Annotated in this window: 14 protein-coding genes; 7 read left to right on the plus strand and 7 right to left on the minus strand. The window is 72.1% G+C overall.

What is annotated here, in order from left to right; translation table 11 throughout:
• Positions 1-274: 274 nt before the first annotated feature.
• The 3 genes from AN218_RS00500 to AN218_RS00510 all read right to left on the minus strand — a co-directional run bounded on the left by AN218_RS00500 (position 275) and on the right by AN218_RS00510 (position 3,349).
• Positions 275-1,327: a histidinol-phosphate transaminase gene (locus AN218_RS00500; protein WP_070014437.1), complete on the minus strand. Its 1,053-nt coding sequence runs from the start codon at positions 1,325-1,327 to the stop codon at positions 275-277.
• 400 nt (positions 1,328-1,727) lie between these two features.
• Positions 1,728-2,369 carry a hypothetical protein gene (locus AN218_RS00505; protein WP_244900177.1) on the minus strand — a complete coding sequence of 214 codons (642 nt, stop codon included), beginning with the start codon at positions 2,367-2,369 and terminating at the stop codon, positions 1,728-1,730.
• Positions 2,370-2,416: 47 nt separating this feature from the next.
• A complete protein-coding gene (locus AN218_RS00510; RefSeq protein WP_420855922.1) occupies positions 2,417-3,349 on the minus strand; it encodes a MerR family transcriptional regulator in 933 nt (310 codons plus the stop codon).
• A gap of 287 nt (positions 3,350-3,636) precedes the next feature.
• Here AN218_RS00510 and AN218_RS00515 point away from each other — a divergent pair, with 287 nt between their 5' ends.
• Genes AN218_RS00515 through AN218_RS00525 form a run of 3 tightly spaced genes read left to right on the plus strand, consistent with a single transcriptional unit; the run spans position 3,637 to position 7,264 of the window.
• On the plus strand, positions 3,637-5,262 hold the full coding sequence (locus AN218_RS00515; RefSeq protein WP_079131686.1) for a flavin-containing monooxygenase: 1,626 nt from the start codon (positions 3,637-3,639) through the stop codon (positions 5,260-5,262).
• Complete coding sequence (locus AN218_RS00520) at positions 5,262-6,377, plus strand: alpha/beta fold hydrolase (RefSeq protein WP_070014438.1); 1,116 nt, start codon at positions 5,262-5,264, stop codon at positions 6,375-6,377. Before AN218_RS00515 ends, AN218_RS00520 begins: the two co-directional genes overlap by 1 nt.
• Positions 6,374-7,264, plus strand: a complete 891-nt coding sequence (locus AN218_RS00525) for an SDR family oxidoreductase (RefSeq protein ID WP_070014439.1) — start codon at positions 6,374-6,376, stop codon at positions 7,262-7,264. The genes AN218_RS00520 and AN218_RS00525 overlap by 4 nt, the downstream gene beginning before the upstream one ends.
• Positions 7,265-7,379: 115 nt before the next feature.
• Here the strand turns inward: AN218_RS00525 and AN218_RS00530 are convergent, their stop codons facing one another.
• Complete coding sequence (locus tag AN218_RS00530; protein WP_141747381.1) at positions 7,380-8,036, minus strand: hypothetical protein; 657 nt, start codon at positions 8,034-8,036, stop codon at positions 7,380-7,382.
• A gap of 192 nt (positions 8,037-8,228) precedes the next feature.
• Here AN218_RS00530 and AN218_RS36290 point away from each other — a divergent pair, with 192 nt between their 5' ends.
• Complete coding sequence (locus AN218_RS36290; protein WP_171908549.1) at positions 8,229-8,381, plus strand: hypothetical protein; 153 nt, start codon at positions 8,229-8,231, stop codon at positions 8,379-8,381.
• 238 nt (positions 8,382-8,619) lie between these two features.
• Here AN218_RS36290 and AN218_RS00535 read toward each other — a convergent pair whose 3' ends face one another.
• Positions 8,620-8,850: a hypothetical protein gene (locus AN218_RS00535; RefSeq protein WP_141747382.1), complete on the minus strand. Its 231-nt coding sequence runs from the start codon at positions 8,848-8,850 to the stop codon at positions 8,620-8,622.
• Positions 8,851-9,267: 417 nt separating this feature from the next.
• On the opposite strand from AN218_RS00535, the gene AN218_RS00540 reads away from it, so the two are divergent.
• Together AN218_RS00540 and AN218_RS00545 are read left to right on the plus strand one after the other, a co-directional pair.
• Positions 9,268-9,522 carry a hypothetical protein gene (locus AN218_RS00540; protein WP_070014442.1) on the plus strand — a complete coding sequence of 85 codons (255 nt, stop codon included), beginning with the start codon at positions 9,268-9,270 and terminating at the stop codon, positions 9,520-9,522.
• Positions 9,523-9,695: 173 nt separating this feature from the next.
• Positions 9,696-10,025: a hypothetical protein gene (locus AN218_RS00545; protein ID WP_070014447.1), complete on the plus strand. Its 330-nt coding sequence runs from the start codon at positions 9,696-9,698 to the stop codon at positions 10,023-10,025.
• A 91-nt stretch (positions 10,026-10,116) separates the two neighbouring features.
• Here AN218_RS00545 and AN218_RS00550 read toward each other — a convergent pair whose 3' ends face one another.
• Both AN218_RS00550 and AN218_RS00555 read right to left on the minus strand, forming a co-directional pair.
• Positions 10,117-13,767, minus strand: a complete 3,651-nt coding sequence (locus tag AN218_RS00550; RefSeq protein ID WP_070014443.1) for a S41 family peptidase — start codon at positions 13,765-13,767, stop codon at positions 10,117-10,119.
• A gap of 303 nt (positions 13,768-14,070) precedes the next feature.
• Positions 14,071-14,484, minus strand: coding sequence for an SsgA family sporulation/cell division regulator (locus AN218_RS00555; protein WP_070014444.1), 414 nt, complete (start codon positions 14,482-14,484; stop codon positions 14,071-14,073).
• A gap of 285 nt (positions 14,485-14,769) precedes the next feature.
• On the opposite strand from AN218_RS00555, the gene AN218_RS00560 reads away from it, so the two are divergent.
• Positions 14,770-15,631 (plus strand): energy-coupling factor ABC transporter permease (locus tag AN218_RS00560; protein WP_079131688.1); only part of this gene is annotated, 862 nt, incomplete at its 3' end.

Raw genomic sequence — 15,631 nt, forward strand, 5'->3', positions numbered from 1 at the left:
CGCCGCTCAGCGCTGCACCCGCCAGGCCCACCAGCCCCGGATAGGCGAGGGTGTAGGGCCGCCAGGTCTGGAAGTGCGCCCGCAGCACCGCGGGCATCCGTATCCGCGGCCAANCACGGCGGAGGACTCGGGCTCCGCGGCCGGCGCGCTCACCGCGCTCCGCCCGTGGACGGACACGCGCTGCCGGGGGCGTAGGTGCCGAACAGCCCCCGGCTCAGGGGGCGTCGGGCGCTCACGGCGCGCGACGCCCTCGCGTTCGCGGAGTGCGCCGCGCTCAACGGCCGCCGCCCGTACCGAACTTGCCCGCCAGCTCCGCGACGGCGTCGTTCGCCTCGCGGTCGCCGACGGTCACCCGTATCCCTTCGCCGGGCTTCCCGCACACCAGCACACCGTGGTCGGCGCAGGACTGCGTGAACTCCTCCACGCCCCGAGTCAGCGGCAGCCAGAGGAAGTTGGCCTCGCTGGGCGTCACCCGCCAGCCCTGCTCCTCCAGCTTCTCCCTGAGCCGTTCGCGCTCCTCCGCGATGACCTCGCAGCGCCGCCGGAACTCCCCCTCCTCGGCGAGCGCGGCCTGCGCCGCGGCCTGCGCGGTGCTGCTCACCCTGAAGAACGGCTGGAGCCCGCGCAGCCGCCCGAGGGTGCGCTCGTGCCCGACGAGATAGCCCACGCGCAGCCCCAGCAGCCCGTACGACTTCGAGAACGTCCGTACGACGCAGACCCGTTCGTCGTCCCGGTAGAGCGTGACGCCCTCGGCCGCGGCCTCGTCGCGTACGAAGTCCCGGTACGCCTCGTCGATCACGACCGTCACATGCTCGGGCAGCCGGTCGAGGAAGCGCTCGACGTCCGTGTGGCGCAGGGCCGTTCCCGTCGGGTTGTTCGGGTGGCACAGCAGCACCATGCGGGTGCGGTCGGTCACCGCGTCCGCCATGGCGTCCAGATCGTGGCAGTCGTCCTCGCGCAGCGGCACCCGTACGGTCGTCGAGCCCGCGTTGGCCGCGAGCATCGGGTACGCCTCCCAGGACGGCCAGGCGTGCACGGTGTCGCTGTCGGGCCCCGTGAGCGCGCTGAAGAGCTGCTGGAGCAGCGCGGCCGACCCCGGCCCGACGAGGACGTCGCCGGCGGGCACGCCCAGCCGCTCCGCGATGCGGCCCGTCAGAGCGGTGGAGAGGGCGTCGTTCGTACGGTGCGCGTCGGCGGTGGCATCCTGAACTGCCCGCAGCACACCGGGAGTCGGCGGGAAGCAGGTCTCGTTCAGCGACAACTGGTGCACCACGGGAGCAGATCCGATCACCGGCTGCATCCTGTTCCAGCCGTCCTCTTCGTCCATGTTCCGTCCAATCCGATCGAACCCGGAGCGTTCCGGTGCGGCGCCCCGCGGAGAGCCGCGCAGACGGAAGACGATTCTGGACGCTCAACAGCCCGCCGTCCAAGGGAACTTGTGAGTCCGCGATCGCCAACCGGAATAGTTTTACGGCCCGTTGGGGCGCCCGCTGCCACAACCGGACGAACAGATTCGGCAACGGGACGCGGACACCCGGGCAGTGGCCCGGTGGCGACGGCGCGAGGGCCTCGGCGGGCGGGTGCCCGGAGCGGGCCGCAGGGGGTGCGGGGAGGCGTCCTTACGGGCGCCCGAGCGGGCACCGGCCGGAGGCCGGGCGGCACGGCACCGCCGGTGTTCCGCGCGGCTTCCGTCTACCGTTCGCGCATTTCGTCCTCTTCGTGCCTTCTTAGGACCGTTCCTGTCGTTCCTGTCGTTCCTGCCGCTCCGACAGCTTGCGCAGGGTGAGCAGTTGGCGCCGCATCATCAGCAGATCGCCCCAGGCCATCAGCGACCGGCGCAGCCGCTGCGCCGCCGTCTCGTCGCCGCCCACGACGAGCTTGACGACCAGCCGCGTGCGGCCGTCCGCCTCGCCGGTGACCCGGTAGGTGACCGCGAACTCCCCGAACGCGGTACGGCCCTCGGGGTGGTCGAGCAGGAGCGTGAGGTGCCGGTCCTGGGCGAAGTCCACGAGCCGGAAGATCCTCATGACGCGCTGTTCCGGGGCCAGTTGCTCGACTCCGGGGGTGAGCCGGCGCGGGCTGCGGCGGCCGGGGTTGTCCAGTACGTCGTAGCTGTACGGGGCGACCTTGAGCTGGCAGAGCCAGCGGAAGACGGTGGCCGTGGCGGCGTCCACGGTGACGGCGCGGAACCAGTTCTCCTGCGGCCGGTCCAGCAGCCCGTCGCACGCGTACTCCGCGCGGACCTCGTCCTCCCGCGCTCCCCACACCCTGGGGATCCGCGGGGCCGGGCGCGTGCCCGTGCCGCCGCCGGGTCTGTCCGTACCGTCGTCCGTGGTGCCGTCCGTACCGCTGTCTCGTTCGTCGCTCATGTCACTCGCCGCTCGTATCGAGGGAAGGAACACCCGGGCCCTTCCCGTCAGTCGGTGCCGGAGTCGTCCTGTGCGGAGGGCCCGTTCTGTGCGGAGGGTTCGCCCTCCTCGGGGCGCCGGCCGTGTCCGAGCCACTTCTCGATCTCGTCCCGTACGCGGCGGTCGAGCGCAAGCCCCAACTCGGCCTCGACGACCTGCTTGGCGAGCGGACGGACCTGCGTCAGCAGGTCGTTGAGGCGCTCGGCGTCGAGCCCGTCCGGCGACGCATCGGCCTGCTGGGGCAGCAGATGTGTCGTGAAGAGTTCGGCGAAGACCTCCGCGATCGCCTCGCTCTGCGTACGCAGTTCACGCCCGGCGGCCAGTACGGCGGCGAGCGGGATGCCCTTCTTGACCAACTCCGAGGACGCGTCGAGGAGTCGGCGGCTGGTGTGGATGAATTCGTCGCCGTCGACCGCGATGTACCCGATATCCAAAGATGTGGCGAGGTTCTCGACGGTGACCTCGCCCTGGTAGTAGTCCGCCAGCTCCTCCGGCGTGAGGCGGATCGGCGTCTCCTCCGCGAACAGGCTGGTGAGCAGGGCGGATTCGAGGCCGAGCAGCTCGGCGGTGCCGTGTGAGTCGCGTCCGCTCTCGAAGGCGCCGATCAGATCCGCGATGCCGCCGAGGGTGTGCCCGCGCTCCAGCAGCCCGGTGATGGTGCGCAGCCGGGCCAGATGGTGCTCGTCGTAGAACGCGATACGGCCCTCGCGGCGGGGCGGCGGAAGGAGCTTGCGCTCGCGGTAGAAGCGCAGGGTGCGCGTGGTGATCCCGGCCAGCTCCGCCAGCTCTGCGGCCCGGTACTCCCGCGGCTCCCCGCCGCCGTTCCCGTTCCCGGTGGTGCCGTTCCCGTTCCCGGCGTTGTCTCCCACGTGACCGCCGCCGGCCGGGACGCCCGCGCTTCCCGCGTCCCGGCTCTGCGCTCGCTGTCTGTCGTCGGCCACGGTCGCAGCTTAACCGTGCAGGCTGAGCGCGGATCTGGGTCCTCCCCTCCCCGGACCCCCTCGCTGCAACCCCCGGTAACTTCCCCCGTCCACCCCCTACCCATCGGTATGTGTCTGCCTTACGCTCCAACCATGCCAGTAATCACTGGCGCGGTACGTGTCCGTGTGCGGCAGGTTCGTCCGCGGCCGTGAACGGCAGTGATGGGCAGCAAGCGTCAGTGAGCGTCGGCGGAGATGAGCGAGCGAGCTGCCGGCGACAGTGGAAGCAACCCTCGGGAGGCGGCGGCATGGCGGCCGAGCGCGAGCACGAGCACGTAAGGGTGGCGGTGATCGGATCCGGATTCGGCGGCCTGGGGGCCGCCGTCCGGCTGCGCCGCGCCGGAGTGACCGACTTCGTCGTCCTGGAACGCCGGGAGGCCGTCGGCGGCACCTGGCACGACAACACCTATCCGGGGTGCGCGTGCGACGTGCCCTCGCATCTGTACTCCTTCTCCTTCGCGCCCAACCCCGACTGGCCGCGCACCTTTTCGGGCCAGGAGCACATCCGCGCCTATCTGGAGAACGTCGCGGACACCTTCGGGCTGCGCCAGCACATCCGCTTCAACTCCGAGGTCGAGCTGATGAGTTGGGACCCGGAGGAGCTGCACTGGACCATCACCACCGGTCAAGGGACGCAGCTCACCGCGGACTTCGTCGTCAACGCGACGGGTCCGCTCTCCGACGCCAAGATCCCGGACATCCCCGGTCTGGAGTCCTTCGGCGGCAAGGTCTTCCACACCGCGCAGTGGGACCACGACTACGACCTGAGCGGCAAGCGCGTCGCCGTCATCGGCACGGGCGCCTCCGCGATCCAGGTCGTTCCCGCGATCCAGCCCCGCGTCGAGCGCCTCACCCTCTTCCAGCGCACCCCGGCGTGGGTGATGCCCAGGGCCGACCGGGAGATCGGCGCCCTGGAGCGCAAGGTGCACGCGAAGCTGCCCGTCACGCGGTATCTGCGGCGTCAGATCCTGTGGGGCATACGGGAGTTGCAGGTCTCCGCCTTCGCCAAGCACCCCAAGATGCTCGGCCTGATCGAGAACCTGGCCACGAGCCATATGAAGCGGGCCGTCAAGGACCCGGAGATGCGGCGCAAGCTCACGCCGGACTACCGCATCGGCTGCAAGCGCATCCTGCTCTCCAACGACTACTATCCGGCGCTCGCGAAGCCCAACACCGAACTCGTCGCCTCCGGCCTGAAGGAGGTACGCGGCAACACCCTCGTCGCCGCCGACGGTACGGAGACCGAGGTGGACGCGATCGTCTTCGGCACCGGATTCCACGTCACGGACATGCCGATCGCGCACCGCGTCAAGGGCGCCGACGGGATGACGCTCGCCGAGTCCTGGGCGGACGGCATGGAGGCGCTGCGCGGCTGTTCCGCGAGCGGCTTCCCCAATCTGATGACCGTCATCGGGCCCAACACCGGCCTGGGCAACAGCTCGATGATCCTCATCATCGAGGCGCAGCTCAACTACATGGTCGACTACGTGAAGAAGCTGGAGACCCTCGGCGGCCCCTCCGGCAAGGCCGCGCTCGACGCCCGTCCCGAGGCCGTACGGGCCTGGAACGACCATGTGCAGGACCGTATGCGCCGCAGCGTGTGGAACACCGGCTGCGACAGTTGGTATCTCGACGCCAACGGCCGCAACACGACCGTGTGGCCGGGCACGACGTCCGAGTTCCGCAGGGTCACCAAGGAGGTGCGGCTGGAGGAGTACGAGGTGCGGCGCTCCTCGCGCGCCGGCGCCGGTGCGGACGGTAAGGACGGACAGGGCGGACAGGGCGCTTCCGGCCGTGCCGCACGGGCGACCGCGCCGGGCACCGCAGGACGCGGCGCCGCGACCGCCGCCTTCCACACGGCGGAGGACGCCTGATGGCACGCGTGACCGCGTCCCTGGGCCGGACCCCGGGACCCTACGATCCGCCGCCCGCCGCACGGGAGTTGAGCGCGACCTCCGCCGACGGCGCCCGCCTCCACGTCGAAGTGCACGGGCGCGACGGCGATCCGGCCGTGGTGCTGATCCACGGCTGGACGTGCTCGACGGCCTTCTGGGCCCCCGTCATACGGGAGTTGACGGCGAGCGGGCACCGGGTCGTCGCATACGACCAGCGCGGCCACGGCCGTACCCCCGCCACCGACGGCCGCGGCTACGGCCCTTCGTCCCTCGCGGACGATCTGTGCGCCGTGCTGGAGGCGGCGCTGCAACCTGACGAACGGGCCGTGCTCTGCGGCCACTCGATGGGTGCGATGACGCTCGTCGCCGCCGCCGGACGGCCCGAACTGGAGCGCAGGGCCGCGGCGTTGCTCCTGTGCAACACCGGGACGCACCGGCTGGCGTCCGAGGCACGCGTCCTGCCGTTCCGCTCGGAACGGGGACGGGAGCGCGCGCACCGGCAGTTGCTGCTCGCCAGGCTTCCGCTGGGGCCCGTGACGCCGGTGACGAGGAAAGTCCTCAAGTACGCGACCATGGGCCCGGATTCGTCCCCGGAGCAGACCGCGGCCGTCGCCCGCGTCGTCCATGCGTGCAGGCCGCGCGAGCGGGCCGCCTGGGGCGCGGTGCTCGCGAAGCTCGACATCGCCGCGAACGTCGGCGCGTTGACACCGCCCACCGCCGTGGTCACCGGCACCGCCGACCGGCTCACGCCGCCGGCGCTCGCCCGCGAACTCGCCGCCGAACTGCCGTACTGCGTGGGCCTGTACGAGCTGCCGCGGCGGGGGCACATGGCGCCCGTCGAGACCTCGGGCGAGGTGAGCGGGCTGCTGCGGGATCTCGTACGCGTCCATCTCGCGGGCGGAGAAGGCCAGTCGGACGCCGCACATGCGGGGGAGGGGGAGCCCCGGAAGCCGGGTGCCGGGAAGCCGGAGGGCGTGGAGTCCGAACTCCCGGTCCCTGAGCCCCGGAAGCCGGAGTCCCGCAAGCCGGAGCCCCGGAAGCCGGAGAGCCGAGTGCCGGGAGACCGGCGGACGACGAAGGAGGAGACGCCGTGAGCCGTCGAAGGAGCCTGGAGGGCCAGGTCGCGGTCGTCACAGGAGCCGCCCGCGGTGTGGGCGAACTGCTGGCGCGCAAGCTCGCCGCACGCGGGGCCAAGGTCGCGCTGATCGGCCTGGAACCGGACGAGTTGAAGAAGGTCAGCGAGTCGCTGCGCACCGAGTCCGCGTACTGGCACGCCGACGTCACCGACCACGAGGCCATGACCCGTACAGCGGGTGAAGTGGGGCAGCACTTCGGCAAGGTGGACGTCGTGGTCGCCAACGCCGGTGTCGCCAGCGGCGGTCCGTTCACCGACTCCGACCCGGAGTCCTGGCGCCGCGTCATCGAGGTCAACCTGATAGGCGGCACGGTGACCGGCCGTGCCTTTCTGCCCCAACTGATCGCCTCGCGGGGCTACTTCCTCCAGATCGCCTCGCTCGCCGCGATCACCCCGGCGCCGATGATGAGCGCGTACTGCGCGTCGAAGTCCGGCGTCGAGGCGTTCGCGCACTGTCTGAGCGCCGAGGTCGCACACAAGGGCGTACGCGTCGGCGTCGGCTATCTCTCCTGGACCGACACCGACATGGTGCGCGGAGCCGACGAGGACGACGTCATGCGCGACCTGCGCAAACGCCTCCCGTGGCCCGCCAACCGCACCTACCCGCTGGGCCCGTCCGTCGACCGCCTGGTGGCCGGCGTCGAACGCCGCTCCCGGCACGTCTACGGGCAGTGGTGGCTGCGCGGCATGCAGGGCATCCGCGGTTACCTTCCGCCGCTCATCGCCACGGTCGGCAGCCGCGAGATGCGCCGCTTCGAGCCGCGCCTCGCGGAGGCGGGCCCCCGCACCGGGCTGGTGGGCGCGGGCGGCGCGGCGGACGAAGGCGAACGGGCGGCGCGGCGCTGACGGTTGGCGTGCCTCGCGTGGCCGCGGGGGCGCGCACTGATCGGCGCGCGGCCCCGCACGGAACGGTGCTCCTGCCCGACCGAGGGCAGGAGCACCGTGAACACCGCGCCGTTCGTCAGTCGGTGCCGCCCAGCCGGACGATGTCACCGTCGCCCTGGTACTGGTACTTGCCCCATGGACGGTCGTGCCAGGAGCACTCCGCCCAGACGGGAACCCAGGCGGGGCACAGGTCCCACTGGGTCCACACGTTGTAGATGTTCCAGTACTCGTCGGGCCGCGGGTGACCGTAGTCGTCGATGACCGTGCAGCCCAAGTACTGGTACGTGGGCCAGTGTTCCTCTCCCCAGCAGCCGGAGGCGCTGTAGCGGACCCAGGTGCCGTCACCGCACCAGGTGACGTCGGTCTGCCCCCGCAGAGCCGAGGTTCCGTACGAGTACCAGTGCTCCCAGCACGTGGTGGCGAGCTCGGAGGACCGGCCCTCCCGCTGCTCCGCCGGCGACGACGCGCGCGAGGTGTCCGTGAACAGCTTCGGCGTGGTCTCCGTGTACCTCTCGGCGTCGACGTACCGGGCCAGGCCCCTTTCCTTGACTTCCCGCAGACTGAGAGCGCGGGCCTCGTTCGTGCCGCCCTTGGCGTCGGACCAAGAGACCTTGTGGTCGTCGCCACCGGCCGCGCTGTCGGCGGACGCCGGTGCGGCGAGTCCCACGACCCCCATCAGGCAAACGGCGAAGAGCATCGCCAGGCGCGTCCATAACGATCTTTCGCGACTCATCCCTTTTGCCTCCCCCTTAGTGATTCTTGATGGTTCGTGAATCTAGTCCATGAGTGATGTGTGCATGCGCAGTTCGCAAGGAACAGGTCAATTATGTCCGGATTGGACGTCCTCGTTCTTCCCGCCCTTGTACGCCGTCGAGGACCGGTGTCACGGTTCAAGCACACGCGGGAGAGGCGGGAAGGGCATCGGATGAGTCTGACGGGGAAGCTCCTGATCGCACTGGTCGCCGTGCTGGCGGCCGTGGTGCTGGTCGTCGTCGCCGGCGCCCTGGTCTTCGATCCCGGCCCGGCCGACGAGCGGCGCCCGCCGGCGACGTCTCCGGCTCCGTCGACGAGCGGTTAGCGCACGTCCGGAAGGACCGACGGACGGCCCTCCGCCCACTCCGGCGGGCCGCGCGCCCCCGCACCGCGCGGGTTGCGGACGTCGCGCTCTTCGCAAGCCGATGGGACGGGGCAACAGCCCCGTCCCATCGGCTTGTTGGCAGGTCTGTGTCCGGACGCCCCGATCCCCAACTACCCGCCTACCGGAGCAGGTTCGCATCCGGTCGGTCGGCGTCGACCGGCACGGGAACGGCCGCGGCTCACACCTGGCCGGGCGAGCAGCGTCCCTGGGCGTGCGCCGCATACATCGCGGCCGACGGGCCGACGATCTTCCAACTGCTCGCCGTCCCGGGCTTCTTGCACACGCCCTTGATCTTGTGTTCCTTGGTCAGGGCCTCGTAGTACGCCACCGTCAGATGCTCGTTGTGCCCGGTGCAGTTGCGGTACGTCTGATGGACCTTGTCGAGTCCGCACTTGTATGCCGCATGCACACCGGCAGGGTGCTCGGCCTTCGCCGCGTCCACGGACGTGCTCGCGCCGCTGGACGCGGAATCCTTCGGGGACGCATCCGCGGTGGAAGCGAGCACCCCGTGCCGCCCAGAGCGATGACGCCGCCGGCCATGAGCGCCGCCAGCCGTACTCGTCTGCTCTTGGTGTCCGCCTTCATTGCACTCTCCCTTCCTCAGCCCCTCCGCGGTGACGGGGGTGAGGAACGTTTCCACCGGTGTGTGCAGGAGGCGTTCCGTCCGCGTGCAGCCGCGGCCGACCGGGAACTGTGGCCGACCGGGAACTGTGGACGGGTCCCGGCGAGACCCTGGTCGCCGTAGGCTGGAATCGGCGTCCGGGTCCGCGGAGGCACCGGATCCGGAGAGGTACCGGCGCGACCGGTGGCAGAGAAGGTGAGTGTCATGACCGCGGATGAGGCACGGCGCGTCGAGCGGGTGATGCGGTCGCTCGGCATCTCCGGCGTCGTGGCCCCGGCCGATCCGGAGGACCCGTCCGGGGAGTGGAGCGTCTTCGACGAGGCCGACCCCGGGACCAGGCGGGACAAGACGGCGGAGGTCCTCGCCGCCATCGCCGAGCACGTACCGGAGCACGACACCGGTTCACCGCGCCGGGGCACCATGCGGGGCTTCGTGGGACTGCCTCCGAGGGACCGCTAGGCGGCTCCGGCCCGACCGGCTCCGCCCGCCCAACTCGCCCACAGACGACCCCCGTTCGATACGGGCGCCGCCTGGTGGGTCAGGAGGTGCAGGGTCGACGGGTGGCCTTCCGCCCACTCCGGCCGTGGTCGGGCCGCTTCGACGTCCGGGGCATCGCTGAGATGGGAGATCCCATGCCGTCCGCTACCGAAGTGACAGAACTCCTCGCGCCTCATCTCCTGGGTGACCCCAGGGACGCCGGAGTGCGTATCGACGTCCTTTCGCTGGACGTCGAGGAGGAAGAGCGGAGCTTCACGGCGACGTTCGAACTCCTTGCGGAGGGCGGGCGTTGGCGTGTGCGCATTCCCTCAGGAGACAAATGGGAGCTGGCGATCTTCAACGGGCGGCCGGATCCCGACCTGGTGCTGGACGTCGCGAACGCACTGCGGATCCGGCTCCTGGAGTGGTGGCACACCAAGGACACGGCAAAGCGGTCGGCCCAGACCGGTACCCGGCTGAACTGATTCTCGGCCGAGCCGGGACCGTCGCGAAAGCGCCCATCCGGCTCCGGCCCGACCGGCTCCGCCCCCCAACTCTCCGCCCCGCGCCCCCACTTCACCCCCGCGGCGGCAGCGCCGGTCGTCGCAGATCGGGGACCCTCGCGTAGTCCGGCGGGACGGACGCCGGGTGGTGGGTCAGCAGGTCCAGGGCCGTGTGGACGGCCTTCTCCAGGACCGACGGGTGGCCCTCCGCCCACTCCAGCGGTGAGCGGACCGCCTCGATGTCCGGGGCGACGCCGTGGTTCTCCACCGACCAGCCGTACGCGTCGAACCACGCGGCGTGCATCGGGACCGTGATCGACGTGCCGTCGACGAGGCGGTGGCGTCCCGTCACGCCGACCACGCCGCCCCACGTACGCGCGCCGACGACCGGGCCCAGGCCCAGCAGCCGGAAGGCCGCGGTGATCATGTCGCCGTCGGAGGACGTCATCTCGTCGGCGAGGGCGACGACCGGGCCGCGCGGTGCGTTGCCCGCGTAGCTGACGGGCTGGGCGTCCCGGGTGAGGTCCCAGCCCAGGATGGTGCGGGTCAGCGTCTCGACGACGAGTTCGCTGATGTGGCCGCCCGCGTTGCCCCGTACGTCGACGATCAGCGCCGGACGCGAGACCTCCATCCGCAGGTCCCGGTTGAACTGCGCCCAGCCCGAGCCGCCCATGTCCGGGATGTGCAGATAGCCGCACCGCCCGTCGCTCAACTCCCGTACGACGGCCCGCCGTCGGGCCACCCAGTCCTGGTAGCGCAGGGCGCGGTCGTCGACGAGGGGGACGATCGCCACCCGGCGCGGCGGGTGCCCGTCGCGTTCCGCTCCCGGTCCTGATCCTGATCCTGATCCCGGTCCCGCGCCCGCTCCGGAGGGGATGAAGCCCACCTCGACGGTCGTGCCCCCGGCCGCCGCCAGCAGCGGCCACGGGCCGGCCACCGGGTCGACCTCCCGGCCGTCGATGTGCGTGAGGACGGCCCCCTCCCGTACGCCCGTGCCCGCCAGCGGCGAACGCGCCTTGGAGTCCGAGGAGTCGCCCGGCAGGATGCGCCGGATGTGCCACTCGCCGGACGGTGTGCGCGCGAGGTCGGCGCCGAGCAGCCCGATGGGCCGCTGATAGGGCTCGGGGCCCTCGTCGCGCCGTGCGGGCGTGACGTACGCGTGGGACGTGCCGAGTTCGCCGAGCACTTCGCGCAGCAGGTCGGCGAACTCGTCCGGGGAGGCGACCCGGCGCACCAGCGGCCGGTACTGGCCGAGCACCCCCGCCCAGTCGATGCCGCACATGTGCGGCTCCCAGAAGTACGTCCGTACGATCCGCCCCGCCTCCTCGTACGCCTGCCGCCACTCCGCGGCCGGGTCGACGTCGTGCAGGATCCGGCGCAGGTCGATCCAGGTGGTCGTCTCGTCCTCGGCGGTCTCGGCGGCGGGGATCGCGCGCAGGTCGCCGTCGTCGTTGACGACGAGCCGTGTGCCGTCGCCGCTGAGCGCGAACCAGTCGACGTCGTCGCTGAGTTCGGTGCGCTTGGCCTTCGCGAGGTCGAAGTGTTCGAGGGTGGGGCGGCCCGAGGTGTCGGCCGGGTCGGCGAAGGTCTCGCCGAGCGCGCCGGAGATCGGGTGGCGCAGCCAGATCAGTCCGCCGCCGTCGACGGGGGCGAGCGCGGAGTACTTGGACGCCGTCACGGGGAACGGCGTCACCCTGCTCTGCAACCCCTCGGCCTCGACGGTCACCGGGCTGCCCTCCCCGGCCGCGCCGCCCTCGCCGTTCAGGCCGTCCACGCCGGTGTCCTCGCCGCCGCTCCCGGCGGAGTCGGCGGAGCCGTAGGACGGTGCCGGGTCGAGGCCGCCGGCCGCGGGACGGCCCTCGGGGGAGAGGGCGAAGGGCGACGGGGTCGCGGACGACAGCGGTACGAGGTACGGGCGGCAGCCCAGCGGGAAGGAGAGGTCGCCGGTGTGCACGTCGTATACCGGGTCGAAGCCGCGCCAGGAGAGGAACGCCAGATAGCGGCCGTCGCGGGTGAAGACCGGCTGCTCGTCCTCGAAGCGGCCGTCGGTGACGTCGATGACGGTGCCCGTGCCCGGACGCGCGATCCTGATCAGGCTGAGGGAGCGGCCGACGCCCGGGTGTGCCCAGGTGATCCAGCGGGAGTCGGGGGAGAAGGACAGATCGTGTACGGGGCCGTTGTCGGAGCGGATCAACTCCTCGACGGGGGCGGGGACTTGCCTCGCCCGGGGCGGGGACGGGGGCAGGCCCCGGGACCCGGTCCGGGGCCGGGCGTCCGTGCCGTTTCCGTTTCCGTTCCCGTTCCCGTTCCCGCCCCCGTCCGAGTCCGCCGTCCCGTCGGCTGCGGCCTCCGTCTCCGCCGTCGCGCCGTCGTCCGTCCCCGTCAGATGCCTCACGTCGAGCAGCAGCAGCCGCCCGTCGTGGCTTGCGACGGCGAGCGTCCGGCCGTCGGGGGAGGCGGCCAACTCCCGTACGCGGCCGAGGCTTCCCGCCGCCGTGCGCCGCGGCGGACCCGTACGCGTCGCACGCGGCAGGTCCGCGATCTCGACGGCGTCCTCGCCCTCCGCGTCCGTGACGTAAGCGATCTTGCCGGTGTCGCCGAGCATGCGGGGCAGCCGGATCCGTACGCCCGGGGTGTCGGCGACGGCGCGCGCCGGGCCGTCGCGGTGCGTGAGCCAGTACAGGCTGCCCCGTACGCACACCGCGCTGGCGCGGCCGGTGGTGTCCGCGGCGAGTCCGTCGAGGTGGGCGGCGGCGGGGATCTGGTACGTACGGCGTCCCGTGCGAGCCCCGCCCAGCGTGACGTCCAGACGGCGCGGTCTCCCGGACGACGAGAGGTCGTCGGCCAGCCACAGGTCGCCTCCGCACTGGTAGACCACGCGGTGGCCGTCGGTGGAGGCGTTGCGCGCATAGAAGTCGTCGTGGTCGGTGTGACGGCGCAGACCGGTGCCGTCCGGGCGGCAGGAGTAGAGGTTGCCGACGCCCTCGTGGTCGGAGAGGAACGCGATGCGGGGACCCCCGTCCCCGTCCCCGTCCACGTTCACGTCCCCACCGTCGTTCCCGCCCGCGCTCACGAACATCACCGAGTCGAGATGGCCCGCCAGCTCCGGCAGCAGCCGTTCGCCGTGCAGCCAGAGCCGGCCATGGGCGCCGCCCCGGTAGCGCTTCCAGGCGGCGGGGTCGTGCGGCGGCTTGCCGGTGAGCAGCAGGGTGCGTCGTACGCCGTCCAGTTCGGCGACGGCGATGTCCGCGACCGGACCCCAGGGGAGGCGGCAGCCGGGGCTGCCGTCGGTGGGGAGGCGGTAGGACCAGGTGCGGTAGTGGAACGGCTGCTCGTGCGAGGAGACGGCCAGGACGTCGCCCTCCGGCGTCCAGCCGCACACCCGTGCCTGCGGTGCGCCCCAGTACGTCAGACGACGGGCCGGGCCGCCGTGCACGGGGACGAGGTGGACCTCCGGGTCGAGGCTGCGCCACGAGGTGAACGCGATGTGCGTGCCGTCCGGTGCGAAGCGGGGGCAGGAGACGCGGGTGCGGTCGACGGTGAGCCGCCAGGCGCGGGCGCCGGCCGCGGCACCGCTGCTTCCGGTCCCTCGCGTGCGCGTGCCCGTGCCCGTGCTCGTGCTCAGGGGCGCGACCCAGACGTCGTCCTCGGTGACGAAGCAGACGAGATCGCCGTGCAGATGCGGGTAGCGCAGATACGGGGGAGGGGCGCCGTCGTCAGCCACGGCGGCCTCCCGTCCGCGTCACCCGGTGCGCGGCGCCCGGACGCGACGGCGGCGGATCGTGACGTATGCCCATGAATGCCATGGTTCGAGCAGGCGCCCGCAGCGGCAACTCGTGGGCGGCGGCGGCATGAGCGCGGCGCGCGCCCCGAGCGCGCCCCGGAGCCGTGTCCGCGCACCCACGCGCCCCACACGCTTCCGGCTCCGGCTCCGCCTGAGCCTCCGGCTCCGGATCCCGATCCGGACCTCTCCCGCCGCCCCGCCGGGACGGCCGCCGCGTTCCGACTCTGCGTTCCGACTCCGCGCTCAGACTCCGCGCAGCAGCGCCGCCAGCCCCGTCTCGACGTCCGACTCCCCGTGCTCCTGCCCCGCCGCGACGACGTCGTACGAGCGGAGCAGGAAGCAGCGCAGGTCCGCGCTGCCGAACTCGACGACGGCGACGCCCTCTTCGGAGAGCAGCTCGATCACGGTGCGGGAGCCGTCCCGCGGCCATACGTGCACATCGCCCTCGCCCGCCGGGCCGTGCAGCCCGGCGTCGAGCAGGTCGCGGGCGAATGCCCAGGCGACCTCGCCGCCGTCCAGCGAGGCGTCGGCGGGGAAGACGATGCGGACGGCGAGCGGATCGCCGTCGTCGTAGCGGAGCGAGGCGCTCAGATCTCTGGTCGTGTGCGGCTCGGCGATGAGACGGGCGTGCACGGTGTGGTCGAAGACTGCGGACATCCTCTGCTCCTATGTCGTCGGGGCGGCCCGGCCGCTCAACTCCGTGGTGCCCTCTCCCTTGCTAGACGCTCGGGGGCGGGTGGGAGTCACCGGAAAAAGAGGGTGAGGTGTGCCACAGGCTGCCCCGCTCCGGTCGTACGTGAACACCCGGGCGCCCTCCGGTATTTCCGGCCAGGTACATGCTCTTGCAATCGCTTTGCAGGAAGCCCCTATCATCGAACGGTTGTGTAGTGGCCGTGACGGGTGGACGTGCCGGGCGGCCGAGCCGAGAAGCGGAGTGGCGTCATGCATGTGCCCGACGGATTCATCAACGCCCCCGTGTCCGTCGCCGCGGGCGTCGTCGCCGCGGGCGCGGTCGCGGTGTCGCTGCGCGGCGCCCGCCGCGAACTCGCAGGCGGAACGGGGCCGTTGAGCCCGTCCGCCGCACGGTCCGCCGCACGGTCCGCCGCACAGTCCACCACCGGGTCCGCGGCCCCGCCCACCCCCGCGTCCGGTACGGGAGGCGAGCGTACGGCACCCCTCGCGGGGCTCGTCGCCGCGTTCATCTTCGCGGTGCAGATGCTCAACTTCCCCGTCGCCGCGGGCACCAGCGGCCATCTGCTGGGCGGCGCGCTGGCGGCGATCCTCGTCGGCCCGTACACGGGGCTGCTGTGCGTCTCCGTCGTACTGCTCATGCAGGGCGTGCTGTTCGCGGACGGCGGGCTGACCGCGCTCGGCGTGAACATCGTGGACATGGGCGTCGTGACGGTCCTCGTCGCGTACGGGATCTTCCGCGGGCTGCTGCGTGTGCTGCCGCGCGGGCGGAGCGCCGTGACGGGGGCGTCCTTCGTGGCGGCGCTGGTCTCGGTGCCCGCGGCGGCCGTCGTCTTCACCGGGATGTACGCGGTGGGCGGCACCGCCGACGTCGCGCTGGGCAAGGTCTTCGCCGCGATGACGGGCGTGCATGTGCTCATCGGCATCGGCGAGGCCGCGATCACGGCGGCGACGGTCGGCGCGGTGATCGCCGTACGGCCCGATCTCGTCTACGGGGCACGGGACTTCACGGCCAAGCCGCTGGAGCTGCGGACGGCGCGCGTCGCGGCGCCCGGCGACGGCGCCCCGGGCACGGCCCCGGACGCGAACGAGGCTCCGGCTCCGGCCCCGCGCG

This window comes from Streptomyces nanshensis (assembly GCF_001751255.1).
In the GTDB taxonomy this organism is placed as follows: domain Bacteria; phylum Actinomycetota; class Actinomycetes; order Streptomycetales; family Streptomycetaceae; genus Streptomyces; species Streptomyces nanshensis_A.

What these genes read in the sequence shown, in the direction of transcription:
- AN218_RS00500 (WP_070014437.1), bottom strand. Translation starts at nt 1,327, where the DNA reads ATGGACGAAGAGGACGGCTGGAACAGGATGCAGCCGGTGATCGGATCT.
- AN218_RS00505 (WP_244900177.1), bottom strand. Translation starts at nt 2,369, where the DNA reads ATGAGCGACGAACGAGACAGCGGTACGGACGGCACCACGGACGACGGT.
- AN218_RS00515 (WP_079131686.1), top strand. Translation starts at nt 3,637, where the DNA reads ATGGCGGCCGAGCGCGAGCACGAGCACGTAAGGGTGGCGGTGATCGGA.
- AN218_RS00520 (WP_070014438.1), top strand. Translation starts at nt 5,262, where the DNA reads ATGGCACGCGTGACCGCGTCCCTGGGCCGGACCCCGGGACCCTACGAT.
- AN218_RS00530 (WP_141747381.1), bottom strand. Translation starts at nt 8,036, where the DNA reads ATGAGTCGCGAAAGATCGTTATGGACGCGCCTGGCGATGCTCTTCGCC.
- AN218_RS36290 (WP_171908549.1), top strand. Translation starts at nt 8,229, where the DNA reads ATGAGTCTGACGGGGAAGCTCCTGATCGCACTGGTCGCCGTGCTGGCG.
- AN218_RS00540 (WP_070014442.1), top strand. Translation starts at nt 9,268, where the DNA reads ATGACCGCGGATGAGGCACGGCGCGTCGAGCGGGTGATGCGGTCGCTC.
- AN218_RS00545 (WP_070014447.1), top strand. Translation starts at nt 9,696, where the DNA reads ATGCCGTCCGCTACCGAAGTGACAGAACTCCTCGCGCCTCATCTCCTG.
- AN218_RS00555 (WP_070014444.1), bottom strand. Translation starts at nt 14,484, where the DNA reads ATGTCCGCAGTCTTCGACCACACCGTGCACGCCCGTCTCATCGCCGAG.